The following is a 22,499-nucleotide window of genomic DNA, read 5'->3' on the forward strand; positions in this document are numbered from 1 at the left end:
CTATTTTTCATACAATTAAGTCAGAAACAGGGCAACAATTATTCGAAAAGGAGCGGATTTATATGATGAACAAAGTGAAATCAAACAATTTTTTACATACAATGGGCATGGTATTTTCCGCTCTTATCGATGCAAAAGCTGTTGCTTCTACATTAAACAAGTAAGGAGAATATACGATGAACAACATTACTTTTAACAAATTAGATTTTTTAGGATTAGCTAGCGGCTCGATTCTTCTTACTACTTTTATTTACGCTGCTACGCTTGTATAACTTTGTGTCCCCTTTCCCCTTTATATAGAAGAAGACGACCGTCTATGCCCGGTCGTCTTTTCTTACTTTTGATTTGATTGCAAAGCTATCTTTAGCTCCTCAAACCTCTCATTTAATTGATCTGTCATCATTTTCATAGCTGTTTTTCGATCTATTTGTTCTTCAGCATCAATTTGAATTGGGTCTCCAAAAATTAATTGTGCTCTTTTTCCTTTTATTAATTCTTTTACACTTGAGGGACCAATATAAGCTGCCGGTATTAATGGAACGTTAGAACGCATCGCAATTGTCACAGCACCAGCTTTTAACGAAACGTCTTCTGTCGATCTCGTTCCACTCGGGAAAATCCCTACCACTTTTCCTTCTTTTAATAAGCGTGATGGAATTTTAAGTGTACTCGGTCCTGGATTTGCACGATCTACAGGGAATGCATTTACATTTTTAAAGAACCAATTTTTGAATTTCCCTTCAAATAATTCTTTTTTGGCCATGTAATGAATCTCTGTTGGGTACATCCCTGTAGCTAACATTAATACATCCATAAAACTTGTATGTGTACACGCAACAACATACGGGCCACCTTCTGGTAGCTTTTCTCTTCCTTGCACTTCTACTTTCCCAGCTGTTTTAAATATATATTTCAACAAAAATGTAATTGGTTTATACATTTGTTTCGTTCCTTTCTGAACATCCGAAGTATAATCATTTCCTTACCACAATTATAACACTAAGTTTTAGGAGTTGGTAATAATTTTAAGGTTTAAATATTAAATTTCAATTCTTACAAAAGTGTAATTATCTTGTAAGCTAATTCGATAGTTACTCTCCACCATTTTTCATACAATTAAGTCAGAAAGAAACAACAACCATTCGAAATGGAGCGGATCAATATGATGAACAAAATGAAAACGAACAATCTTTTAAATACAATGGGCATGGTATTTTCCGCTCTTATCGATGCAAAAGCTGTTGCTTCTACATTAAACAAGTAAGGAGAATACATGATGAACAACATCACATTTAACAAATTAGATTTTTTAGGATTAGCTAGCGGCTCGATTCTTCTTACTACTTTTATTTACGCTGCTACGCTTGTATAACTTTGTGTCCCCTTTCCCCTTTATATAGAAGAAGACGACCGTCTATGCCCGGTCGTCTTTTTAAATGTTTCTTTCTTTTAACTCTTTTAAAAGCTGTATCATTTCAACTTGTTGTTTTATCTTCTTACGACCATTTCGATTAATTGCTGCAAGCTCACAAGCAACTCCAACGGCGAAGAAAAACAATAAACTTTCTAACATGTGAAATCCTCCAATTGCCTATTAAACAGCTTGACGTAATTGCTCTTCTTGTAACATCTTCTTATTTATGTTTTCTTCTTTTCTCTGACAAACATTATTGCGAATAAGCGCTGCAATAACAAATAAAGTTCCTACAATATCAAACATTGTGATTTGATATCCTTGTATCATCATAATAACTAAAGTCGTAATAGGTACAAAGTTAATAAATAAAATACCATTAATAGATGATAAAATTTTCACACCGTAATTCCAAGCGAGTAATGCTACAATTCCTGGTAATGTCATCATAAACAATAAATCATATCTCACGATAGAAATCGTTCCCATACTAGGGACTGAAACATATCCAAGTGCCGTAATAATTATCGTTATAATTCCTGTAACGGTCGTACCGAATACACACGTCAACGTAGAATAACGTAATGTTGACCAATCGCTACACGTTTGACCACCCATAGTATAAATAACCCAGCCCACAACTCCAACAAATATACATGCTAGCGAAAACATGTTATCTTTCAACGTTAAAAAGAAACTCATATCACCTTTTGTAATAACAAATACAGCTCCTATAAAAGCGATAATCATGCTCGTTATCATATACTTTTTCGGTTTTACACGCTTATATCCCCATAGAATACAAATAGAAATCATCGGCATAAGTGCTTCCATAATGGAGGCTACCATCACGCCTGATTTCCCCATTAACATTTGACCTAAAAATATAAGTACATTATATACAGTAAACGCCATCGTTCCGAAAAAGACGAGTAGCCTTCCTCTTCCTTCTAAACGAAATGCCTGTTTCCCTTCTTTCATTAACAACAATACAATCAGCATTATCGCCACCGCTCCATAGCGAATAAGAGAAAAATAAAACGGATCTATGTATTCTAACGCATGATCAGCAACTGGAAACATTGCTCCCCATGACATACTTGCAATTAAACACGTGAAAGCGCCTATTATCATTTGACCTTTTCTCACCACAATCCCCCGCTTCTTTCTATTTGCACAAAGAGAATTGTAAAAGAAAAAATATATCACGTAAAATGATTCAAAATGATGTTAACTATCATTTATAATGATAGTTAACATCAAGGAGGACAGTATCATGGAATTAAGAGACTTGCAAATCTTCCAGAGCGTTGCCGACCAAGGTAGTGTAAGTAGCGCAGCAAAGGAATTAAATTACGTACAATCAAATGTAACTGCACGTATTAAACAATTAGAAAACGAACTGAAAACACCGCTCTTTTATCGTCATAAACGAGGTATGACTTTAACAGCTGAAGGAAGAAAAATGCTCGTTTATGTTAATAAAATTTTGCAAGATGTTGATGAGCTAAAACAAGTATTTTTAGATAGCGAAACACCCTCTGGCATATTAAAAATCGGTACTGTCGAAACAGTAAGTACATTACCTACCATTTTATCTTCTTACTATAAAAGCTATCCGAACGTCGATTTGTCATTACAAGCAGGTTTAACAGAAGAATTAATTAGAGAAGTACTCGATCATCAATTAGATGGCGCTTTTATATCAGGACCAATAAAACACCCACTTATTGAACAATACGATGTTAGTACAGAAAAATTAATGCTTGTAACACAAAATAAAGCTTTTCATATAGAAGAATTTACAACAACGCCTCTACTCGTTTTTAACCAAGGTTGTGGATACCGTTCCAAACTAGAACGATGGCTGAAAGACGAAGGTTTGCTACCAAAAAGAATTATGGAATTTAATATATTAGAGACAATATTAAACAGTGTTGCACTCGGCCTTGGAATTACACTCGTACCACAGTCTGCTGTCCACCATCTTTCTAAAGCAGGGAAAGTACATTGTCATGCAATCCCTGAAAAATATGGTAGTATTTCAACGGTTTTCATACGCCGCAAGGATAGCTATATGACGAATTCAATGCGTAGCTTTTTAAAAACAATTGAAGAGCACCACCACATTAATATGCTTTAAAAGACATTCTTACACGAATGTCTTTTTTTCTTACAAAAGTGTAAGTCTTCCGTAAGCTAATTCGATAGTTGCAGGCGATCATATTTCCTATAATTAAGATATAAAGCAGGGCAACAACAATTCGAAAAGGAGCGGATACGCATGATGAACAAAATGAAATCAAACAAATTTTTAAATACAATGGGCACGGTGCTATCCGCACTTGTCGATGCAAAAGCTGTTGCAACTACATTAAACAAATAAGGAGAGATTATAATGAACAACATTACTTTCAACAAATCAGACTTTATCGGACTTGCAAGTGGAGCAACTCTTCTTACAGCTTTCATTTACTCACTTGCTCAAAGTCTTGTTTAACACTTTGTTTCCCCAACCCCCTTTATATATAGAAAAAGCTGCTCGTCTTATAGACAAGCAGCTTTTTAGTTTGTTTCATATACAATTTGACCTGTTTTCGTCATATCGTATCCGCCAATCGCATTTAATTCATTATAAAATTCTTCCGATTGCAGAATGTCTTTCACAACTTCGATCAGCTCTTCATTTTCTTTATTCTTCAAAATCACTAAATCATACTGTTCTTTCATGATTGGAATAAAGTCTACATTTACAATTTGCGAAAACTTTTCTGACCCTACTCCGACGTCAGCTTTTCCATTCGCGACTTGCGTGGCAACACCAAGATGGTTCGATTCTTCCCACTCATATCCACTAATACGTTCTTTATTTAACTTTTGAATGCGCAATTGTTCATCGACTAACACCCTAATACCAGAACCTTTTTCTCGATTTACAAATCGTATAGATGATTGAGATAAATCAGCCCATGTTTTTATATTTTTTGGATTTCCCTTTTGCACATAAAACCCAACGTTCCTTGCTAATAAATTAATCATCGTACATGGTTGTCCCACTAAAATACGTTTTACGTAAGGAACATTATATGTACCCGTTTCGCCATCAAACAAATGCAAGCTAACGATACTTCCTTCTCCTTGATACATTTTTACTAGACTCGTTAAACTACCTTGATATGCCCTTAATATATTTGAACTTGGCAGGCGATTTTCTATACGTTTTGCCAACATGTCTAACGTTAGTTCTTGTCCGCTAATAATACATGTATTCGAGATACTATTACTGTCATTCTTAACAGGAGTAACTTGTACGTTACCTGTTTTCATTTGCTTAATATATTGTTCTAAATCTGCTGCATCAATGCGCATCTGTCTACCAATTCTATAAGAAGGCAGTTCTCCTTTTTTAATTAGATCGTATACAGTTAATTTTGATACTTTTAATCGCTTCGCTACTTCTTCCGTTGTGTAGGAATGATGATCCATAGACGATTCCTCACTTTCTTCCTTCATTGTAACAAAGAAAAGAATATTTCTCCTATATTTTAAGAGCAACTACATCTTTCAAATTATATTCAATTATAACTAGTTATATTTAGTTATAATTAGTTATAATTGAATATGTCAAAACGAAAGGGGATTTTCTTATGAACAAGTTTATATTACGATCCATAGGGGCGCTTATATTTTCTTTTCTTCTTATATTTAGCGTTGCATGTACAAACGGAGATAAGAAAGAGAAATCAACTGCTAAAGAAGGAAAAACAGTTGAACTTACTATATCCGCAGCTGCAAGCTTACAAGATGCATTAAAAGAAATTGAAACAAAATATAAAGAAAAAGAACCTAATATTAAACTTTCTTTTAATTTCGGTGCTTCTGGTGCACTTCAACAACAAATCGAACAGGGCGCACCCGCTGATTTATTCTTCTCAGCAGCAGAAGATAAATTCCAAACTCTTGTTAAAAAAGGATTCATTAATGAACAGGAAGGGAAAAATCTTCTTGGAAATGAACTAGTTCTAGTCATACCTAAAGATAGTTCTCTTACAAAATTTCAAGATTTAAAAGATGAGAAAATCAAAAAAATTGCACTTGGTACACCTGAATCTGTACCTGCTGGCAAATATGCAAAAGCTTCTTTAACGCACGAAAACCTTTGGAATGATGTTCAAAATAAAGTCGTATTTACAAAAGATGTTCGCCAAGTGTTAACATATGTAGAAACAGGAAATGTCGATGCTGGTATTGTATACAAAACAGATGCTCTTATTTCAGAAAAAGTGAAGATTGGTGAGACAGCAGCTGCTACTTCTCATGAGCCAATTCACTATCCTTTAGGTGTTATAAAAGAGTCTAAGCATAAGAAAGAGGCGACTTCATTTTATGAGTATTTGCAGTCAAAAGATGCACAATCTATCTTTAAGAAATATGGATTTACCGTCCTATCATAATTGCCATGAGCTTTGATACTATTTTATCACCAATCTTTCTATCTTTACGAGTAGCCGCATGTGCCACCATTATCGTTACCATTTTAGGAACGATAATCGGAAGAGCGCTAGCACGTTCCTCATGGAGATATAAAGTAATACTAGAAACGATTTTCTTATTACCAATGGTACTTCCGCCAACTGTAATCGGCTTTTTTCTCATTATTATTTTTGGAAATAACAGTACCATTGGAATGTGGATAGAATCAATATTTCAGCAATCTATTATGTTCACATCTACTGCTGCGATCATTGCTTCTACAGTTGTTGCATTTCCGCTTATGTACCAATCAGCAAAAACAGGATTTTCTATCGCGAATGTACAAATTGAAGAAAGTGCTCGTGACCTTGGTGCAAGTGCATATCAAGTTTTTCTACACGTCACACTTCCGCTTGCATTTCCTGCCTTACTAAGTGGAATGATTTTGAGCTTTGTTCGTGCGCTTGGTGAGTTTGGTGCTACACTCATGTTTGCCGGAAACATTCCTGGTAAAACACAGACTATCCCAACTGCAATTTACATGGCGATTGATGCAAGTAATATGCAGCTCGCCTGGACACTAGTAGTTATCACTATTAGTATGTCCCTCCTATTTTTGCTATGTATTCAGCTTATTAATAAAAGAATTACTAACTCTTAAGGCAGCTCTTTTTGAAGCTGCTTTTTTATTTCTTAGGAAATAAAAATATACCATCGGGAAATAACTGAATTTTAACTTTTATTTAAATATACATTCTATTTGAATTTACTTTCTAAAATAGGCAATTTCCTGTTATTATATGGAGGTGTTTGAAAAAATGAAGAAATGAAAACGCATTTATATCGTGAATTCTTCATCCTGTTTTAGCGATCGGTAATCTTCTACTCTAGTAGTGGGGCATTACCGATCGTTAGAACGATATGTAATTATATTGGTATAGCAAAACGAAGGGAGTCTTGTAATGGACATTTTATTAGCGCTTCTTCCTGCAATTGCATGGGGAAACATCTTATTAGTAAGCGTAAAAATGGGCGGTGGTGCATATAGCCAAACGGTAGGTATGACAATCGGTGCTCTATTCTTCGCAACAATTATGTATGTATTTACTCAACCAGCTTTAACAATGACAATCTTGATTGTTGGTTTTATTTCAGGTTTATTCTGGGCTTTAGGACAAGTAAACCAATTAAAAACAGTTGAAAAACTAGGTGTTTCAACTACTGTAACAATTTCTACTGGTATGCAACTTGTTGCAACTTCTATCTTTGGGGTTATCGCTTTCCGCGAGTGGACTACTACTACAACGATCATTCTGGGAACGATTGCAATCCTATTAATCGTAGTTGGTGTTGTATTCACATCATTAGATGATAAAGAAAATGCTCAGCCACCAGGACAATTGAAAAAAGGACTTCTTACTTTAATTGTTTCTACTTTTGGCTATCTTGTATATGTAATTATTATTCGTTGGTATAACATCGATGGTTGGTCTGCTATTTTACCACAAGCAGTTGGTATGTTTGTTGGTGCGGTTGTACTGACATCTAAACATAAACCTTTTAACAAATATGCAATCCGTAATGCTTTATCTGGTTTACTATGGGGAACTGGAAACTTATTCTTACTTCTTTCACTACCACGTGTCGGAGTAGCAACAAGCTTCCCATTATCTCAAACTGGAATCGTTATCTCAACATTCGGTGCGATTGTCTTCTTAGGTGAAAAGAAAACAAAACGTCAATTGATCTTTATTGCACTAGGTAGTGTTTTAATTATTGGTGGCGCTGTATTGTTAGGTATGACAAAAGCATAAACTTATATTCTATTAATAAACCCCTGAAGCGTATGTGCTTCAGGGGTTTTCCAACTCTAATTATTTTCTAGATATAATTATTTGTATGTTTTTGTCCCTTATAATTGTTCTTCCACTCTAGTAAACCAGCTATACATATAAAGAGATTAATAACAGCTAATATTAGCATAACGTATAACCCGGAGGAAATATAAATTGAAATACTAACTACATTATATAAAATCCATAAATGCCAGTTTTCTAAGATTTTTCGACTTAGCATAAATTGAGCTACTAAGCCTAATACAGCATTTAAAGCATCTAAATATGGACTTGTTGATTCTAAATAATGAACTTGATAATAACCCCAACCAATCCATGCAGCTAAAATAAAGACTATATAGAAAATCCAACCTTTCAAATCTAAACGAACTGTTGCTTTTACCTCTTCTTCACCACTGCGTGCAATCCAATAATACCAACCATATACATTAAAGATAAATTGAAAGGCTGCCAATACTGCCATTGCATATAAACCTTGTGTAATAAAAATATATAGAAATACCGCAACAGTAATCATACCGAATAAAAAGTTGGATACTTTTTCTCTTGCTAATAGCCAAACATTGATAATTCCCATGACCGATGCAAAAATTTCAATATAACTCGATTGAATATAAAATCCAACCAATACGCAAATAATACTAGTAATGAGTAAAAAGAGCGGACTTCTAATCATAATCATCTCTCCCCAGATGTGTAATAAATTCCCTATCACCAGTATAAGGAATCACTCTCCCTTTCACCATTAATTTCCTACTTTTCATTGTCTATTCCATCTACAATAAGCCTTTTCTTTTTACAAAATTCTCTTAAAAATGGTATCGTTTTTTATAACATATCTCCACTAGAAAGGAATAGAGGATATGCTAACTAAACATCGAATTCTATTTATTGGTGCTGGTCGTATGGCAGAAGCTATATTTTCCGGATTACTGAAAACAAGCAAAGAATACATCGAAGAAATTATCGTTTCTAACCGAAGCAACGTAGAAAAGCTAGAACAATTACAAACGCGATATAATGTGTCTACTACAACAGATTGGAAGCAGCATGTTACATCTGTTGATACGATTGTTTTAGCAATGCCGCCTTCTGCACATGAAGGTTTATTAGCGGAATTATCTCCGTTACTATCGAATCAACTTGTCGTAACGGTAGCCGCTGGCATTGGCCCATCTTATTTAGAAGAAAGACTTCCCGAGGGGACACCTGTTGCTTGGATTATGCCAAATACAGCTGCTGAAATCGGAAAGTCTATCTCCTTATATACAATGGGACAATCGGTAACCGAGATGCATCAGGAAACCTTACAACTGCTTTTAAGAGGTATTGGTACTTCGCAACTTTGTACTGAGGAAGAAGTTCATCAGCTTACTGCAGTTACGGGAAGTGCACCAGCCTTCCTTTATTACTTTGCTGAAAACTTAATTGAAGCAACAAAAAGTTATGGAGTTGATGAAGCAACTGCCAAACACCTTGTCATTCAAATGATTTCTGGCTCTGCCTCTATGCTTGAACAAACGCAAGATCCAGCTAACCTCCGCGAACAAGTAACAACACCAGGTGGTTCCACAGCTGAAGGTCTCAAAGCTTTATATGAATATAATTTTTCAGAGGCAATTCAAAAAGCAGTAGAAGCAACAAACAAAAAAGCTAGGGGGAAATAATATGAGTTTAACAAGTTTAAAAGACTATACAACATTACATAACGGTGTAAAAATGCCTTGGTTCGGCTTAGGTGTTTTTAAAGTAGAAGATGGTTCAGAAGTAATTGAGTCTGTGAAAGCAGCAATTAAAAATGGCTACCGCAGTATCGATACTGCAGCAATTTATCAAAATGAAGAAGGCGTTGGCCAAGCAATCCGTGAATCAGGTGTTTCACGTGAAGAATTATTTATTACATCAAAAGTATGGAATAGCGATCAAGGGTATGAAACAACACTTCAAGCATTTGAAACTACATTAGAAAAATTAGGACTAGAGTATTTAGATTTATATTTAGTACATTGGCCTGTAAAAGGGAAATATACTGAATCATGGAAAGCGTTAGAAAAACTTTATAAAGACGGCCGTGTTCGTGCAATTGGCGTGAGTAATTTCCATATTCACCACTTACAAGACGTATTTGAAATTGCTGAAATTAAGCCAATGGTCAATCAAGTGGAATACCACCCACGTTTAGCACAAGAAGAGTTACACGCTTTCTGTAAAGAACATAATATCCAGCTTGAAGCTTGGTCACCATTAATGCAAGGACAACTACTAGATAATCCAGCGTTACAAGAAATTGCGACAAAATATAATAAATCAACTGCGCAAATTATTTTACGCTGGGATCTACAAAACGAAGTTGTAACAATCCCTAAATCTATTAAAGAACATCGCATTATTGAAAATGCAAACATCTTCGACTTTGAATTAAGTGCCGATGATATGAAAGCAATTCAAGCTTTAAATGAAGACCGTCGCGTTGGTCCAGATCCAGATAACTTTAACTTCTAGTAGAAAAACCACTGCCATATGCAGTGGTTTTTCGTTAAAGAAAACTGAAAATTTAAACTATATCCCATTCAGTTGACACTTCATCATCCAAGGTGTAAGATTTTGAATTATCAAAGAAACACAAAAATTAATAAAGTTTATTCGTTTACTCATTGTATCAAGAGAGGTGGAGGGACTGGCCCTTTGAAACCTCGGCAGCAGGTTCATTTTTGAATACTGTGCCACTTCCTGCAAGCTTTATAGCTTGAAAGATAGAATGAGGGACTTCGTTTATATACGGGTGCATAACTTGTACGTAAAAATCCCTCTTTCTCAATATGAAAAGAGGGATTTTTTATTTTTCATTTCCCTCATCATCATCCAAACTTAACTATTTAGGAGGAAAATCAAATGAAAAAGAAGTTTGTACCCGGTATTGCATCAGTTGTAGGAGTAAGTATTTTATTAACTGGTTGTGGTAGTTATAAAAACGAAGCAAGCGGAGCAAATGCAAAAGACGAGGCGCCTAGTAAACAGGTTTTAAACTTATCTTCACCTACTGAAATACGAACAATGGATACAGCTCGTGCTACAGATACTGATTCTGGTCAAGTAATGAGAAACGTATTTGAAGGTTTGTATAACCTTGGTGAAGGTAATAAACCTGTCCCTGGTGTTGCAAAATCTCATGAAGTAAGTGGCGATAAAACGAAATACACATTCCACCTGCGAGATTCAAAATGGTCAAATGGCACTCCTGTTACAGCGAAAGATTTTGTCTTCGCTTGGCAAAGAGCTGTCGATCCAGCAACAGCCTCTGAATATGCATTTCTATTCTTTGATATCAAAAATGCAACAAAAATTAACAACAAAGAACTTCCAGCCGACCAACTTGGTGTAAAAGCAGTTGATGACCATACGTTTGAGGTAGAATTAGAACGCCCTGTTCCATATTTTATTAGCTTAACAGCGTTCCCAACATTTCTACCAATTAACGAGGAATTCTTTAAAAAACAAGGTGATAAGTACGCTTTAGAAGATAATACAATCTTGTACAACGGCGCTTTTACACTAAGCGATTGGAAGCATGAACAAAGCTTTAAATTCAAGAAAAACCCTACCTATTGGGATAAAGATACTGTCAAACTAGAGGAAATCAATTTTAACGTCGTAAAAGAAAAATCAACAGAAGTAAACCTATTCGAATCAAAACAATTAGACCGTATAAAATTAACATCCGACTTCGTTGATAAATATAAAAAAGATGCGAACTTTAAAGAACGCCCGAACGTAGGCGTACAATTTTTACGTATGAATCAACAAAACAAAGTACTTCAAAATGTTTCTGCACGCCAAGCAATCGATCAAACAATTGATCGCAAATCCTTTGTAAATACGTTATTAAATGATGGCTCTACACCAACCTTTGGTCTCGTTCCAAAAAACTTTGCAAAAGGGCCTGATGGAAAAGACTTCCGTACTATAAACGGGGATTTAACCAAAGTTGATACAAAATCTGCACAAGAGTTATGGAAAAAGGCGAAACAAGAGCTTGGTTCTGAAAAGATAACATTAGAATTATTAACAAGTGATGCTGACCTTGATAAGAAAACTGGTGAGTTCTTAAAAGGACAACTAGAAAAGAATTTAGATGGATTAACAGTAAATGTGAAACCACAACCACGTAAACAACAAGTTTCACTTTTATTAAAAGGTGACTATGAAATCGGTATTGACGGCTGGAGCCCTGACTTTGCTGATCCAATTACATTCCTTGAATTGTTTACAACGAATAACCCTTACAACTTGGATCATTACTCTAATAAGGAGTTCGATGAAACAATTGAAAAAGTGAAAACGACTTTAGCTGGTGATGAAAAAGCTCGCTGGGAAGCATTACTAGCATCTGAGAAAATATTATTTAAAGACTCTGTTATCGCTCCTCTTTACCAAAAAGGCGAATCTTATTTAGAACGTTCTTATGTGAAAGGAATTGTGCAAGTAGACTTTGCAGGTCAATTAAACTTCAAGTGGGCACAAATTGAAAAATAATAGGCAAGCTGAATTGAAGTTTTTCTATCTACAGCAATTATTTTATTGGAAAAATGTATTAAAAGCGGATTCTCAATAAGAGAAAATCCGCTTTTTTAATATATTATTTTAAAAAATTAATACTCCACTTTTTATTATTGACATATAGTTCTTTCCAGTGTTAATATTCTAAATAATCAAAGAAACGAAATATTTCACCATCAAAATATAACGTCTCCTATGTTGAAACATATAACGATACATTATATTTCAACATGTATATACATATAGAACACCTGATTACCTACATATGCATATTTATAATAGGTTTTCTCTTCTTCTATAAATACACTTCAAGACATGAACATTATGACGTTACGAACAACACATTTAGGGAGGAACGAACAATGAAGAAAAAAGTTGTACCTGTTGTTGCATCTGTTTTAGGGGCAAGTCTATTACTAACTGCTTGCGGGGGAAATAAAGATCATGCAAGCGGAGCGAAAGCAAATGATAAGCAGGCAATTAACTTATCATTCGCTTCAGAAATTCCAACAATGGATGTTGCAAAAGCAACGGATGGGGAATCCATGAGCGTAATGCGAAATGTTTTTGAAGGTTTATACGCAATGGGAGAAGATAATAAACCAATTCCTGGTGTCGCTGAGTCGGTTGACGTTAGTCCCGATAAAACAAAATATACATTCCATCTGCGTGATTCAAAATGGTCAAACGGTACTCCTGTTACAGCAAAGGACTTCGTCTTCGCTTGGCAACGTGCCGTAAACCCTGACACAGCAGCTGAATATGCATTCTTATTCTTCGATATAAAGAATGCGAAACAAATAAACCAAAAACAATTGCCGATTGATCAACTAGGGGTCAAAGCTATTGATGACAAAACATTAGAAGTACAACTAGATCGTCCTGTTCCCTACTTCTTAAGTTTAACGACATTCTCAACATTCTTACCAATTAATGAAGAGTACTTAAAGTCTCAAGGCGATAAATACGGTTTAGAAACAAATCATTTAATTTACAACGGTGCCTTCACATTAGATAACTGGAAACACGAGCAAAGCTTCCAACTGAAGAAGAATCCTAACTATTGGGATGCTAAAACGGTGAAATTAGAAGAAATCAACTTCAATGTCGTTAAAGATAAGTCTACAGAAGTTAATTTATATGATTCAGGACAAATTGATCGCGTTGCTTTAACTGCGGAGTTTGTTGATAAATATAAGGGCGATCCAAACTTCAAAGAACGTGCTGAAGTTGGCATTCAATTTTTACGACTCAATCAAAAAAATGAAACATTAAAAAATCAACATGCACGCCTTGCTATTAACGGCGCAATGAATAAAAAGGCATACGTAGAAACAATTTTAAATAACGGCGCTGTTCCAGCTGAAGGAATGATTCCTGCGAAATTTGCAAAAAGCCCTGAAGGCAACGACTTCCGTAAAGAAAATGGAAATCTAGTGAAAGATGATGTAAAAACAGCAAAAGAAAACTGGAAAAAAGCGAAGCAAGAACTTGGTACTGACAAAGTAACAATTGAACTCTTAACAAGTGATAACGCTTTAGCTAAAAAGACTGGTGAATATTTAAAAGGTGAACTAGAAAAGAACTTAGATGGATTAACAGTGAATTTAAAACCACAACCACGTAAACAACAGTTAAAACTACTATTAAGTGGTGACTATGAAATCGGTATTGATGGCTGGGGCCCTGACTTCGCTGACCCAATTACATTCTTAGATTTATTTACAACAGATAGTGCGTATAACTTCGATAAATACTCTAACAAAGAGTACGATGAGCTCATTCATAAAGTAAAAACAGATTTAGCTGGTGATGAAAAAGCTCGCTGGGAAGCAATGAAGCAAGCTGAAAAAATTCTATTACAAGACGGTGCTGTCGCTCCTTTATACCAACAAGGTCGTTCTTACTTACAACGCGGATTTATTAAAGGACTTGTAACAACTGACTTCGGTGGTGAGTTTAACTACAAGTGGACAGAAGTTGCAAAATAATAAGTGCTAATAAAAAGGTATCCAATTGAGGATACCTTTTTATTTTATGCTTCTTTAACTACAGAGCTTCTTCCCTTTACCATTCCTTTTATGGCTAAAGTCATCACTGCTACTGATTGTGTAACCAATACAATAACTAATAATGAAATAATATTTCTCTCTAAACTAACTCCTCCAAATATTATTGTATAATAGCCTTTCGCTGCATATGTTGCAGGAAATAATCCGCCGATTGTTTGATATGTTTTAGAAAGCATTTCATGTGGTACGATTACACCCGAACTTACAAGTTGTAACGATAGTGAGATGATATTAAAAATCATACCTGCGTTTCCAAACACAGTTAGAAACATTTGTGTTAATGAAAGAAATGCGAAGAAGACTATTGCTTGAAACACCCATATACTCCCTACCGTTTCGTGCATCTCAATTTGGAAGCCTTTCATCAAACCAATTGTAATACATGCAAGTAAAATCGATGCTGTACCGTTTATAATTTGTCTTGATAAGAAATTACTCCAACTGCCCTTTACTTCTTTTGCAACTTTTGATAATTCCATACTCATTATCATTGCTCCTACAAATGAAGCTAATACGACCATTAGCGGTACCATATTCACTGAAAATCCTTTTGCATCATTTACTTTATGAACTGTAAAACCAATTGAATCTTCAGTTAACCCTTTTATCACTTCTACATTCTCAGGTCCTACAGCTTGTAGCTTTCCGACAATCGCTTGTTTCTTATAACTTGCTACCTCTTTATTTACATTATCTCGAATTTGTTTTGCAGCTCCTTCCATCATTTGCTTTGCCATCATGGCATTCGCTTGATTAATATGGAAGTTTAAATTTGATTTTCCTGTTTCATTTATATCTTTTGAAAAAGAAGCAGGAATTTCAATAATCATATCGTACACATGGTCATTCATTTCTTTGTTTGCTTTTTCCACAGACCGTTCTGCTTTCACTTGAAATGGTAAATTCCTCTGTAAGCCTTCTGCTATTTTACTACCTATATTTACATCTTCATTCACAATAGCGATACGCATTTGATCTGCTCTTTCATTCACTCCATCATATGCCGTTAACCACACGCAAAAGAAAATAAGTTGGAATGATAGCGCTACGACCATTCCTACATACGTACCTGGTCTTTTTAAAAACTGTTTTAATGTATCCATCTTCCCGCTCTCCTTTTAGCAAGCAAGTACATACTTGCATTTTATTTTAAATAAATACTAGGGTCTTAATGCCCTAGCATATAAAACAATATTATTTTCAATAAATTTCTCATCATCAACTTCTGTCAGGCGATCGGCAAAACGTAATTTAGATAAGAAATATCCAAAATTGATCCAGATAAAGTTCATTACTTGCGCTTCAATATTCGTATCAATAATGTTTCCTTTTTCCTGCATTTTTGCAAAATAGATACTTAATTCTTCTTTTAGTCCTTGTGGTATTTTAGCAATTTCCCCATCTAATTCAGGAAATTCTCCAGCCTCACGTATACCGATAGCAATAATATCTTTTACCCCATCTAAAAAATTATGATAATGCCTTGCTAAGTTTTTTAAATCTGTTTCTAATTCCCATACAATCTCTGTTTGCAAAAACTTTTTTAAATGCGGTACATATGAAAATTCAGCAACCGCTGCTTCAATAACACCCTTCTTACTTTTAAAATTGCGGAATATCGTTACTTCATTAACACCAGCACGCATTGCAATTTCTTTCGTTGTCGCTGCTGTATATCCTTTTTCTTTCACTAATTCAATTGCCGCTTGAATAATTTTTTCTGCCGTCTTTGAGCGCGCCATAAAATCCTCTCTTCCTCATGCAAGTGATCACTTACATTTAGATTATATAACTTTTCTAATAATTGTCAATAATCCTCTTCTCCTTCTTTTTGCATTGAAACATTCTTTTAAAAGCTCTCGTAAATGCCTCTTGTGAGGAAAAACCATATTGCATTGCAATATCAATAACTGCTCTTTCAGTCGATACTAAAGCCTGTGCAGCATGAGTTAATCTTCTCTTTCGAATATAATCCGTTACACTCATCCCAATATAACTTTGAAAAATACGATGAAAATGGTACATCGATACTGCACTGTGAGATGCTACTCTTTCTGTTGTAAGCTCCTCATGCAAGTGATTTTCTATATATTCAATTGATTTTTTTATTATCTCTTTATATTCTTCATGCATTTTAGTACCTCCTCACAACTTCAATTTACCATATACATACAAATCTTTTTTGATTTAAATTGCGGATTAGCCCTTGCAACTACAGAATAATAATTTATTTTTAACACATACATAATTACATGATTTTGGGAAAAACTTGTATAGAACGAATTTACATAAGGAGGAATTTATAATGAGAACTCTACTATCAGTTTTATTAGCTCTTATGCTAGTACCTGCATTAACAGGATGTAAAGCTCCTGCAAAAGAAGACACAACTTCTAATAAAAAGACAACTGAAGAAGCAAAAAACGAGGCTCCTGCAGATTTAAAACTAAACTTCAATGAATTCGATTTAAAGGCAGACTACCAAGATACAAAGAAAGACTACGAAGCAGACTATAAAAATGTAGCAGCTGATAAGAAAATGGAAGCAAAAATTGAAGATCATAAAGCAGATGTAAAATTAACAGGAGACGAGGCTATCACAAAATTAAGCCCACTTCTACAAGAATTAAAATTTGATAAAGATACTGCTGACCAAGAAGTAATCGATCAAGTAGTGAACGTGTTCAAACTTGATAAAGACTACCAAAAATTCGATTTAGAAGTTGTCTTCTCTGATGGAACGAAAAAAGAATATAAAAGAGAAATAAAATAAAGAAGTAGGCGGTTGCCTACTTCTTTATTTTTGCGTATCTTAAATCTGGTTTAGATCCAACATAATATTGAAGTCCAGATACCGTTTGTTTTTGTAAATAGGAATCCGACGGGAATATAATTGGAATTAATGGTGAATCTGTAAACATAATATCTTCTGCTTTATGCAATAAGTCAAAACGCTTATCTTCATTTTGTTCCACTTCTGCTTCCTTCACTAAAGCATCAAATTCTTTATTATGCCATTTTGCATAATTATTTGGACCATCACCTGCATATAAATCTAATTTAGTAATTGGATCTAATAGAGAACCGCCCCATCCCATATAAGCTAATTGGAAATCACTTTGCTTATATGTATCGATGTAACTCTTCCACTCTTTATTTTCTAATTTAATATCTACACCAAGATTTTTCTTAAACATTTCTTGCATTGCTTCTGCTACTTTTTTATGTTGTGTATCTGTAGTGAATTTTAATGTTACCTCAGGTAATGTAGACCAGCCTTGTTCTTTCATACCTTCTTCTAATAATTTTTTCGCTTCTGCTGGATCAAATTTAACGTAACCACCTTTTTCTTTACGGAAATCACGCCCACTTTGTGTTTTTGCTCCTTCTGGAACGAATGCATTTGCTTCTTGTGCATTGTTTTTATACAGTTTTTCAACAATAAACTTACGATCAACTGCTAACGAGAATGCTTTACGTACTTTCGCATTTGTGAATGGCTCTTTTTCTACGTTAAACGAATAAATATAAGATGAAAATCCTGCAACACGTTTATATTCTTTATTTCCTTTTTCTTTCTCAATCATTTCTTGCGGTAAACTACTTAGTAAATCTAATTCTTTTGATTTGTATAATTGGTACGCTGTTTTAGAATCTGGAATAATACGAAACTCAATTTCTTTTAATGTTACCTTTTTATCATAGTATTCTTTATTTTTTTGTACCGTAATAGCCTGATTATGCTTCCATTCTTTTAATGTGAATGGTCCGTTCGTAATTAACTCTTTTGGATCTGTTTTTAATTTATTATTATCATCAATTGATTTTTTAGATAATGGAATGAATAATGAGCTTGCTAATTTTTGTTTAATAGAAGACACTGGGTGCTCAAGTGTTACCTTTAATGTTTGAGGATCAATGACTTGAATGCCAACTTGTCCTTCTTCACCTTTTCCAGTATTGTATGCCTCTGCCCCTTTAATAAAATACATTTCTGTTGCATTCATAGAACCCGTTTTCGGATTTAATAATCGCTTCCATGCAAATTCAAAATCATTTGCTGTAATAGCAGAACCATCTGACCATTTAATATCTTTCTTTAAATGAATTGTATACTCAGTTCCATCAGCATTTACTTCTTCTTTCTCTGCTAATTCATTTTGATATTTCCCATCACTATCTTGCGTATATAAGCTTGAGAATAAATGTCCAATTACATAACCTGAAGTACTATCTGTCGCAATAGCGGAATCAAGTGTATATGGATCGCTACCAATATTTGTTACTAATCGATCTCCTTCTCCCTTACCAGCACTCGCCTTTTGCGTCTCTTTCTTACCGCAAGCAACAGAAGTAATTGCTAAAACAGTCATAATGACAAACAGTAAAAACTTCTTCATCCTACATTCTCCTTTAACCTGAAATTTTTGGTGTTGATGCCAATAGTGTTTTTGTATAAGAATGTTGTGGATTACGGAATACTTCGTCCGTATTTCCAAATTCAACAAGTTCTCCTTTGTATAAGACAGCTACTTTTTCACATAAATAGTGAACCATCGGTAAATCGTGCGCGATAAATAAATATGTATAACCTTGTTCCTTTTGAATTTTTTGCAGCAAGTGCACAATTTGGATTTGAAGCGAAACATCTAATGCCGAAATTGGTTCATCAAGAATCAATACTTCTGGCTCACACAATAACGCTCTTGCAATAGCAATTCGTTGACGTTGTCCTCCGCTAAATTCGTGCGGATAGCGATCGATATATCGTCTATCTAATCCCACACGTTCTAGCGCATCACCTGCTACTTTATCCTTTAATCCTTTATCACCTAAACCGAATGAAATATAACCTTCCGTTACGCTATCGCGTACTTTCCAGCGCGGATTTAATGCTGCTGTGGAATCTTGAAAAATAAACTGTACTTTCTGTAAGAAATCACGTTTATGAGCTGCCTTCAACTTGTGAACGACTTGACCGTTATAATCAATTTCACCAGACGTTGGGCTCTCAATCCCAGCTATGAGCTTACCAAGTGTTGTTTTTCCTGAACCACTTTCTCCAATAATGCCAAGCGTTGTTCCTTTCGGGATCGCAAGTGATATGTCTTTTAACGCTGCGATTTCTTTATTTTTACTTCCATACGTTTTCGTTACTTGCTTTACACTAATTAAATCTGTCGTCATGAGGCATTCACCTTCTCTTTTGATTTCGCCTTATTATGCTCCAGAACATGTTGCCAGCAATGTGAACTATGCTCCTTGGAATATGTTGTTCTCTCTGGGAAACGATGAATACATTCTTTTATCGCTACTGGACAACGATTTACAAAAGGACAACCAAAGCTATTTAAAGTCTCAATGGAAGGTGTCGTCCCTTCTATTGCACGTAATACTTTTTCGGAATCATCCATATTCGGAATTGCTTGTAATAAGCTTTTTGTGTATGGATGTTTAGGGGAACCTATCACTTCCTCTATCGTTCCTTTTTCAACAACACGTCCTCCATACATCACAACTACTCGATTCGCTACTTCACGTACAAGTGCTAAATCGTGCGTAATTAGTAAAATACTCGTATTTTGCTTTTCCTTTCTTTCCTTTAATAACTCCATAATTTGCTTTTGAATTGTTACATCTAATGCTGTCGTAGGTTCATCCGCAATAACGAGTTTTGGGTGGCAGGCAAATGCGATTGCTAAACAAATACGTTGCCTCATGCCTCCGCTTAATTGATGTGGGTACTGTTCAAAGCGTTTCTCTGCTTCATGTATCCCTAAATCATTTAATAAGTTAATCGCAATTTCTTTTGCTTCTTTTTTCGATTTCTTTTCGTGTTGCAAAATCACCTCTGTAATTTGCCTTCCCACCTTCATCGTCGGATTTAAAGATGAAAGTGGATCTTGAAAGATAAAAGCAATATCTTTCCCACGAATTTGATTCCATTCTGATTCTTGTAGATTCGTTAATTCCTCTGATTCAAAAGATATATTTCCATCATCAATATGAATTGATTCTTGATTTAAGCCGATAATAGATTGTGCTGTAACACTTTTCCCTGAGCCACTTTCTCCTACAAGCGCAACTATTTCACCTTCGCTAATAGAAAAGGAAACATGCTTCACAATTGCTTGTTTACTATTCTCTTTTTCAACGGCTAACGTTACGTTTTCTAAAGATAAGAGCTGTCCCATGTTTTTTCTCCTTTCGATTCCGTTTTACGATTTTTGGATCAATTGCATCTTGTAAACCATCACCAATTGCGTTAAACGCGAACATAATGAGCGCAATCATGATTGCTGGGAAGAATAGCTGCCACCATTCCCCGCTTAGTAATGTCCCAAGTGCATCATTCGTCATCGTCCCCCAGCTTGCTGCCGGTGATTGCACTCCTAGTCCGATAAAGCTTAAAAATGATTCTGAGAAAATAGCTGCTGGAATTGTAAATGATAAATTTACGATAATAATGCCTGTTAAGTTCGGAATTAAATGCCCGTATATAATTTTCATATGTGATGTACCTAATCGCTCCGCTGCAATAACAAACTCTCTTTGTTTTAAAGATAAAACTTGCGCCCTAACGAGACGTGCCATACCAATCCATCCTGTTAATGCAAGGGCGATGATAATGGTAAAAAGACCTGGTTTCATAACAATTAATAGTAAAATAACAATTAATAAATATGGGATACCGTATAACACTTCGATTCCTCGTATAATCCACTCATCAATTAATGTCCCAAGGCGATTGCGCCCTCTCACATATCCGCTAAATCCTCCAATTAGCACACCAAGTCCTATATCAAGAGCAGCTGCCACTAATCCAACTGTTAATGAAATTTTCCCGCCAGCCCAAGTACGTGCCCATATATCTCTTCCCAAATCATCTGTTCCAAACCAATGCTCACTACTAGGTGGTAAGTTTGTTGCCTCTTTTACTTGTTCACTCGCAGTAAATGGCGTTAAACTTTCACCAACAAGTGAGAAAACAATAATGAGTAATAACGTCACTGATCCTAAAACTGCGATTGGATTCGATACAAACTTACGAAACACTTCTTTCTTTCGGCTAATCTTTTGCTGATCTTTATTTATTGTTAATTCTTTTTTCTCTTCATTTGTTAATAACTGGTCATTAATTTCATAAGCCCCCATTTAAACATCTCCCTCCTTACGTAATAGAACGAATACGTGGATCAACAATACGATGAATAATATCTGTAATAAAAATACATACAATTAAAAGTGCACTATAAAAAATGGTTGTTCCCATGATCACTGGATAATCTCGATTAAAAATACTATCTACAAAATATTTTCCGAGACCAGGAATTGAAAAAATCTTTTCGATAACGAAAGTACCTGTTAAAAGTCCCGCCATTAATGGTCCAACAAATGTAAGTACTGGAACAATCGCATTTCGAAGAGCATGTCTTATAATAATCTTCTTAATCGGTATACCTTTCGCTCTCGCTAACTTAATATAATCACTCTGCAGTACTTCGATCATATTAGAGCGAACAAATCTTGTAATCACTGCGATTGGTCCTAACGCTAATGCAAAGGATGGCAATACCGTATGTTCAAATGTACCCCAAGAAGCTACTGGTAAGAGCTCGAATTGAATAGCGAATACTTGTATAAATAGTGGTGCTAAAATAAAACTCGGAATAGAAATACCGAGGATGGCAAGTAAACTTACACCGTAGTCAATTACCTTCCCATGATAGAGAGCAGCAAATGTACCTGCAGCAATTCCGACTAGCAATGAAATAATAAGTGCTTGCAAACCAATAATTGCTGATGGACCAAAACCAGTTGTTATAATTTCTGATACACCTTGCCCGGTTGATTGAACAGATTCACCAAAATCAAAATGAACTACGCCGTCTAAATAAGCAACATATTGATTCCATAACGGTTCATCAAGGTGATACTTCGCTCTCATGTTTTGGATCACTTCTTCAGGAAAGATTTTTGCATCTGATGAAAATGGATCCCCCGGAATAATATGCATAATTAGAAATGTCACCGTCGTAATAACCCATAGCGTGAACACCATAACTGATAATTTTTTAATTACATACACTTCAATAACCCCCTAAACACATATATTTACTCAGTTTT

24 protein-coding genes, 1 pseudogene and 1 riboswitch are annotated in these 22,499 nt (G+C 35.0%); of the genes and pseudogenes, 12 read left to right on the forward strand and 13 right to left on the reverse strand.

Translation table 11 applies throughout. The annotated features are described in order from the left end of the window. The first annotated feature begins 176 nt into the window (after positions 1-176). Positions 177-272 (forward strand): DUF3948 family protein, encoded by a 96-nt coding sequence (locus ACTFRS_RS26695; RefSeq protein ID WP_073530339.1) that lies wholly within the window; start codon positions 177-179, stop codon positions 270-272. A gap of 62 nt (positions 273-334) precedes the next feature. Here ACTFRS_RS26695 and ACTFRS_RS26700 read toward each other — a convergent pair whose 3' ends face one another. Continuing rightward, positions 335-940 (reverse strand): lysophospholipid acyltransferase family protein, encoded by a 606-nt coding sequence (locus ACTFRS_RS26700; protein ID WP_139869614.1) that lies wholly within the window; start codon positions 938-940, stop codon positions 335-337. A 336-nt stretch (positions 941-1,276) separates the two neighbouring features. On the opposite strand from ACTFRS_RS26700, the gene ACTFRS_RS26705 reads away from it, so the two are divergent. Next, positions 1,277-1,372 (forward strand): DUF3948 family protein, encoded by a 96-nt coding sequence (locus tag ACTFRS_RS26705; RefSeq protein ID WP_073530339.1) that lies wholly within the window; start codon positions 1,277-1,279, stop codon positions 1,370-1,372. Between the two features lie 60 nt (positions 1,373-1,432). Here ACTFRS_RS26705 and ACTFRS_RS26710 read toward each other — a convergent pair whose 3' ends face one another. Together ACTFRS_RS26710 and ACTFRS_RS26715 are read right to left on the reverse strand one after the other, a co-directional pair. Further along, on the reverse strand, positions 1,433-1,573 hold the full coding sequence (locus ACTFRS_RS26710) for a YrzO family protein (RefSeq protein WP_440025710.1): 141 nt from the start codon (positions 1,571-1,573) through the stop codon (positions 1,433-1,435). Positions 1,574-1,594: 21 nt separating this feature from the next. Beyond that, the gene (locus ACTFRS_RS26715; RefSeq protein WP_139869613.1) at positions 1,595-2,563 is read right to left on the reverse strand and encodes a DMT family transporter; all 969 of its coding nucleotides are present in this window, start codon (positions 2,561-2,563) and stop codon (positions 1,595-1,597) included. Between the two features lie 127 nt (positions 2,564-2,690). Here ACTFRS_RS26715 and ACTFRS_RS26720 point away from each other — a divergent pair, with 127 nt between their 5' ends. Together ACTFRS_RS26720 and ACTFRS_RS26725 are read left to right on the forward strand one after the other, a co-directional pair. Beyond that, positions 2,691-3,557 carry a LysR family transcriptional regulator gene (locus ACTFRS_RS26720; protein WP_000423054.1) on the forward strand — a complete coding sequence of 289 codons (867 nt, stop codon included), beginning with the start codon at positions 2,691-2,693 and terminating at the stop codon, positions 3,555-3,557. A gap of 255 nt (positions 3,558-3,812) precedes the next feature. After that, positions 3,813-3,914, forward strand: a complete 102-nt coding sequence (locus ACTFRS_RS26725; RefSeq protein ID WP_098922466.1) for a DUF3948 family protein — start codon at positions 3,813-3,815, stop codon at positions 3,912-3,914. 65 nt (positions 3,915-3,979) lie between these two features. Here the strand turns inward: ACTFRS_RS26725 and ACTFRS_RS26730 are convergent, their stop codons facing one another. Beyond that, a complete protein-coding gene (locus tag ACTFRS_RS26730; RefSeq protein ID WP_139869642.1) occupies positions 3,980-4,927 on the reverse strand; it encodes a helix-turn-helix transcriptional regulator in 948 nt (315 codons plus the stop codon). Between the two features lie 134 nt (positions 4,928-5,061). Here ACTFRS_RS26730 and modA point away from each other — a divergent pair, with 134 nt between their 5' ends. From modA to ACTFRS_RS26745, 3 genes are all read left to right on the forward strand, one after another. Continuing rightward, on the forward strand, positions 5,062-5,868 hold the full coding sequence (gene modA / locus ACTFRS_RS26735) for a molybdate ABC transporter substrate-binding protein (protein WP_431085297.1): 807 nt from the start codon (positions 5,062-5,064) through the stop codon (positions 5,866-5,868). A 5-nt stretch (positions 5,869-5,873) separates the two neighbouring features. Next, positions 5,874-6,548: a molybdate ABC transporter permease subunit gene (modB, locus tag ACTFRS_RS26740; protein WP_440025713.1), complete on the forward strand. Its 675-nt coding sequence runs from the start codon at positions 5,874-5,876 to the stop codon at positions 6,546-6,548. Between the two features lie 301 nt (positions 6,549-6,849). Continuing rightward, entirely contained in the window at positions 6,850-7,701 is an 852-nt protein-coding gene (locus tag ACTFRS_RS26745) for a GRP family sugar transporter (protein WP_000353544.1), read from the forward strand. A 67-nt stretch (positions 7,702-7,768) separates the two neighbouring features. Here the strand turns inward: ACTFRS_RS26745 and pnuC are convergent, their stop codons facing one another. Continuing rightward, the gene (gene pnuC / locus ACTFRS_RS26750) at positions 7,769-8,419 is read right to left on the reverse strand and encodes a nicotinamide riboside transporter PnuC (protein WP_139869610.1); all 651 of its coding nucleotides are present in this window, start codon (positions 8,417-8,419) and stop codon (positions 7,769-7,771) included. 187 nt (positions 8,420-8,606) lie between these two features. Here pnuC and proC point away from each other — a divergent pair, with 187 nt between their 5' ends. The 4 genes from proC (at position 8,607) to ACTFRS_RS26770 (ending at position 14,291) form a co-directional block, all read left to right on the forward strand. Next, the gene (gene proC / locus ACTFRS_RS26755; protein WP_139869609.1) at positions 8,607-9,410 is read left to right on the forward strand and encodes a pyrroline-5-carboxylate reductase; all 804 of its coding nucleotides are present in this window, start codon (positions 8,607-8,609) and stop codon (positions 9,408-9,410) included. 1 nt (position 9,411) lies between these two features. Then, positions 9,412-10,245: an aldo/keto reductase gene (locus ACTFRS_RS26760; protein ID WP_139869608.1), complete on the forward strand. Its 834-nt coding sequence runs from the start codon at positions 9,412-9,414 to the stop codon at positions 10,243-10,245. A 151-nt stretch (positions 10,246-10,396) separates the two neighbouring features. Further along, positions 10,397-10,503, forward strand: a riboswitch (SAM riboswitch). A gap of 132 nt (positions 10,504-10,635) precedes the next feature. Then, a complete protein-coding gene (locus tag ACTFRS_RS26765; RefSeq protein WP_000726476.1) occupies positions 10,636-12,276 on the forward strand; it encodes a peptide ABC transporter substrate-binding protein in 1,641 nt (546 codons plus the stop codon). A gap of 386 nt (positions 12,277-12,662) precedes the next feature. Further along, positions 12,663-14,291, forward strand: coding sequence for an ABC transporter substrate-binding protein (locus tag ACTFRS_RS26770; RefSeq protein ID WP_440025717.1), 1,629 nt, complete (start codon positions 12,663-12,665; stop codon positions 14,289-14,291). Positions 14,292-14,335: 44 nt separating this feature from the next. Here the strand turns inward: ACTFRS_RS26770 and ACTFRS_RS26775 are convergent, their stop codons facing one another. The 3 genes and pseudogenes from ACTFRS_RS26775 to ACTFRS_RS26785 form a co-directional block, all read right to left on the reverse strand. Then, a complete protein-coding gene (locus ACTFRS_RS26775) occupies positions 14,336-15,475 on the reverse strand; it encodes a YhgE/Pip domain-containing protein (protein WP_440025719.1) in 1,140 nt (379 codons plus the stop codon). A 57-nt stretch (positions 15,476-15,532) separates the two neighbouring features. Beyond that, positions 15,533-16,114 (reverse strand): TetR/AcrR family transcriptional regulator, encoded by a 582-nt coding sequence (locus tag ACTFRS_RS26780; RefSeq protein ID WP_000124364.1) that lies wholly within the window; start codon positions 16,112-16,114, stop codon positions 15,533-15,535. 73 nt (positions 16,115-16,187) lie between these two features. After that, a pseudogene (locus ACTFRS_RS26785) lies at positions 16,188-16,505 on the reverse strand (helix-turn-helix domain-containing protein); the annotation flags it as partial. A gap of 172 nt (positions 16,506-16,677) precedes the next feature. Here ACTFRS_RS26785 and ACTFRS_RS26790 point away from each other — a divergent pair. After that, entirely contained in the window at positions 16,678-17,145 is a 468-nt protein-coding gene (locus tag ACTFRS_RS26790) for a YusW family protein (RefSeq protein WP_001259643.1), read from the forward strand. 16 nt (positions 17,146-17,161) lie between these two features. Here ACTFRS_RS26790 and ACTFRS_RS26795 read toward each other — a convergent pair whose 3' ends face one another. Genes ACTFRS_RS26795 through ACTFRS_RS26815 form a run of 5 tightly spaced genes read right to left on the reverse strand, consistent with a single transcriptional unit; the run spans position 17,162 to position 22,461 of the window. Beyond that, positions 17,162-18,772 carry a peptide ABC transporter substrate-binding protein gene (locus ACTFRS_RS26795; protein WP_001975321.1) on the reverse strand — a complete coding sequence of 537 codons (1,611 nt, stop codon included), beginning with the start codon at positions 18,770-18,772 and terminating at the stop codon, positions 17,162-17,164. Between the two features lie 13 nt (positions 18,773-18,785). Beyond that, positions 18,786-19,559: an ABC transporter ATP-binding protein gene (locus ACTFRS_RS26800; protein ID WP_242294349.1), complete on the reverse strand. Its 774-nt coding sequence runs from the start codon at positions 19,557-19,559 to the stop codon at positions 18,786-18,788. Continuing rightward, the gene (locus ACTFRS_RS26805) at positions 19,556-20,566 is read right to left on the reverse strand and encodes an ABC transporter ATP-binding protein (protein ID WP_139869603.1); all 1,011 of its coding nucleotides are present in this window, start codon (positions 20,564-20,566) and stop codon (positions 19,556-19,558) included. The genes ACTFRS_RS26800 and ACTFRS_RS26805 overlap by 4 nt, the downstream gene beginning before the upstream one ends. Further along, complete coding sequence (locus ACTFRS_RS26810; RefSeq protein ID WP_000501525.1) at positions 20,523-21,527, reverse strand: ABC transporter permease; 1,005 nt, start codon at positions 21,525-21,527, stop codon at positions 20,523-20,525. The genes ACTFRS_RS26805 and ACTFRS_RS26810 overlap by 44 nt, the downstream gene beginning before the upstream one ends. A gap of 16 nt (positions 21,528-21,543) precedes the next feature. Continuing rightward, the gene (locus tag ACTFRS_RS26815) at positions 21,544-22,461 is read right to left on the reverse strand and encodes an ABC transporter permease (RefSeq protein ID WP_000289310.1); all 918 of its coding nucleotides are present in this window, start codon (positions 22,459-22,461) and stop codon (positions 21,544-21,546) included. Between the last annotated feature and the right edge of the window lie 38 nt (positions 22,462-22,499).

The sequence above is a fragment of the Bacillus cereus group sp. MYBK139-1 genome, from assembly GCF_051916915.1.
Taxonomy (GTDB): Bacteria; Bacillota; Bacilli; order Bacillales; family Bacillaceae_G; genus Bacillus_A; species Bacillus_A pacificus.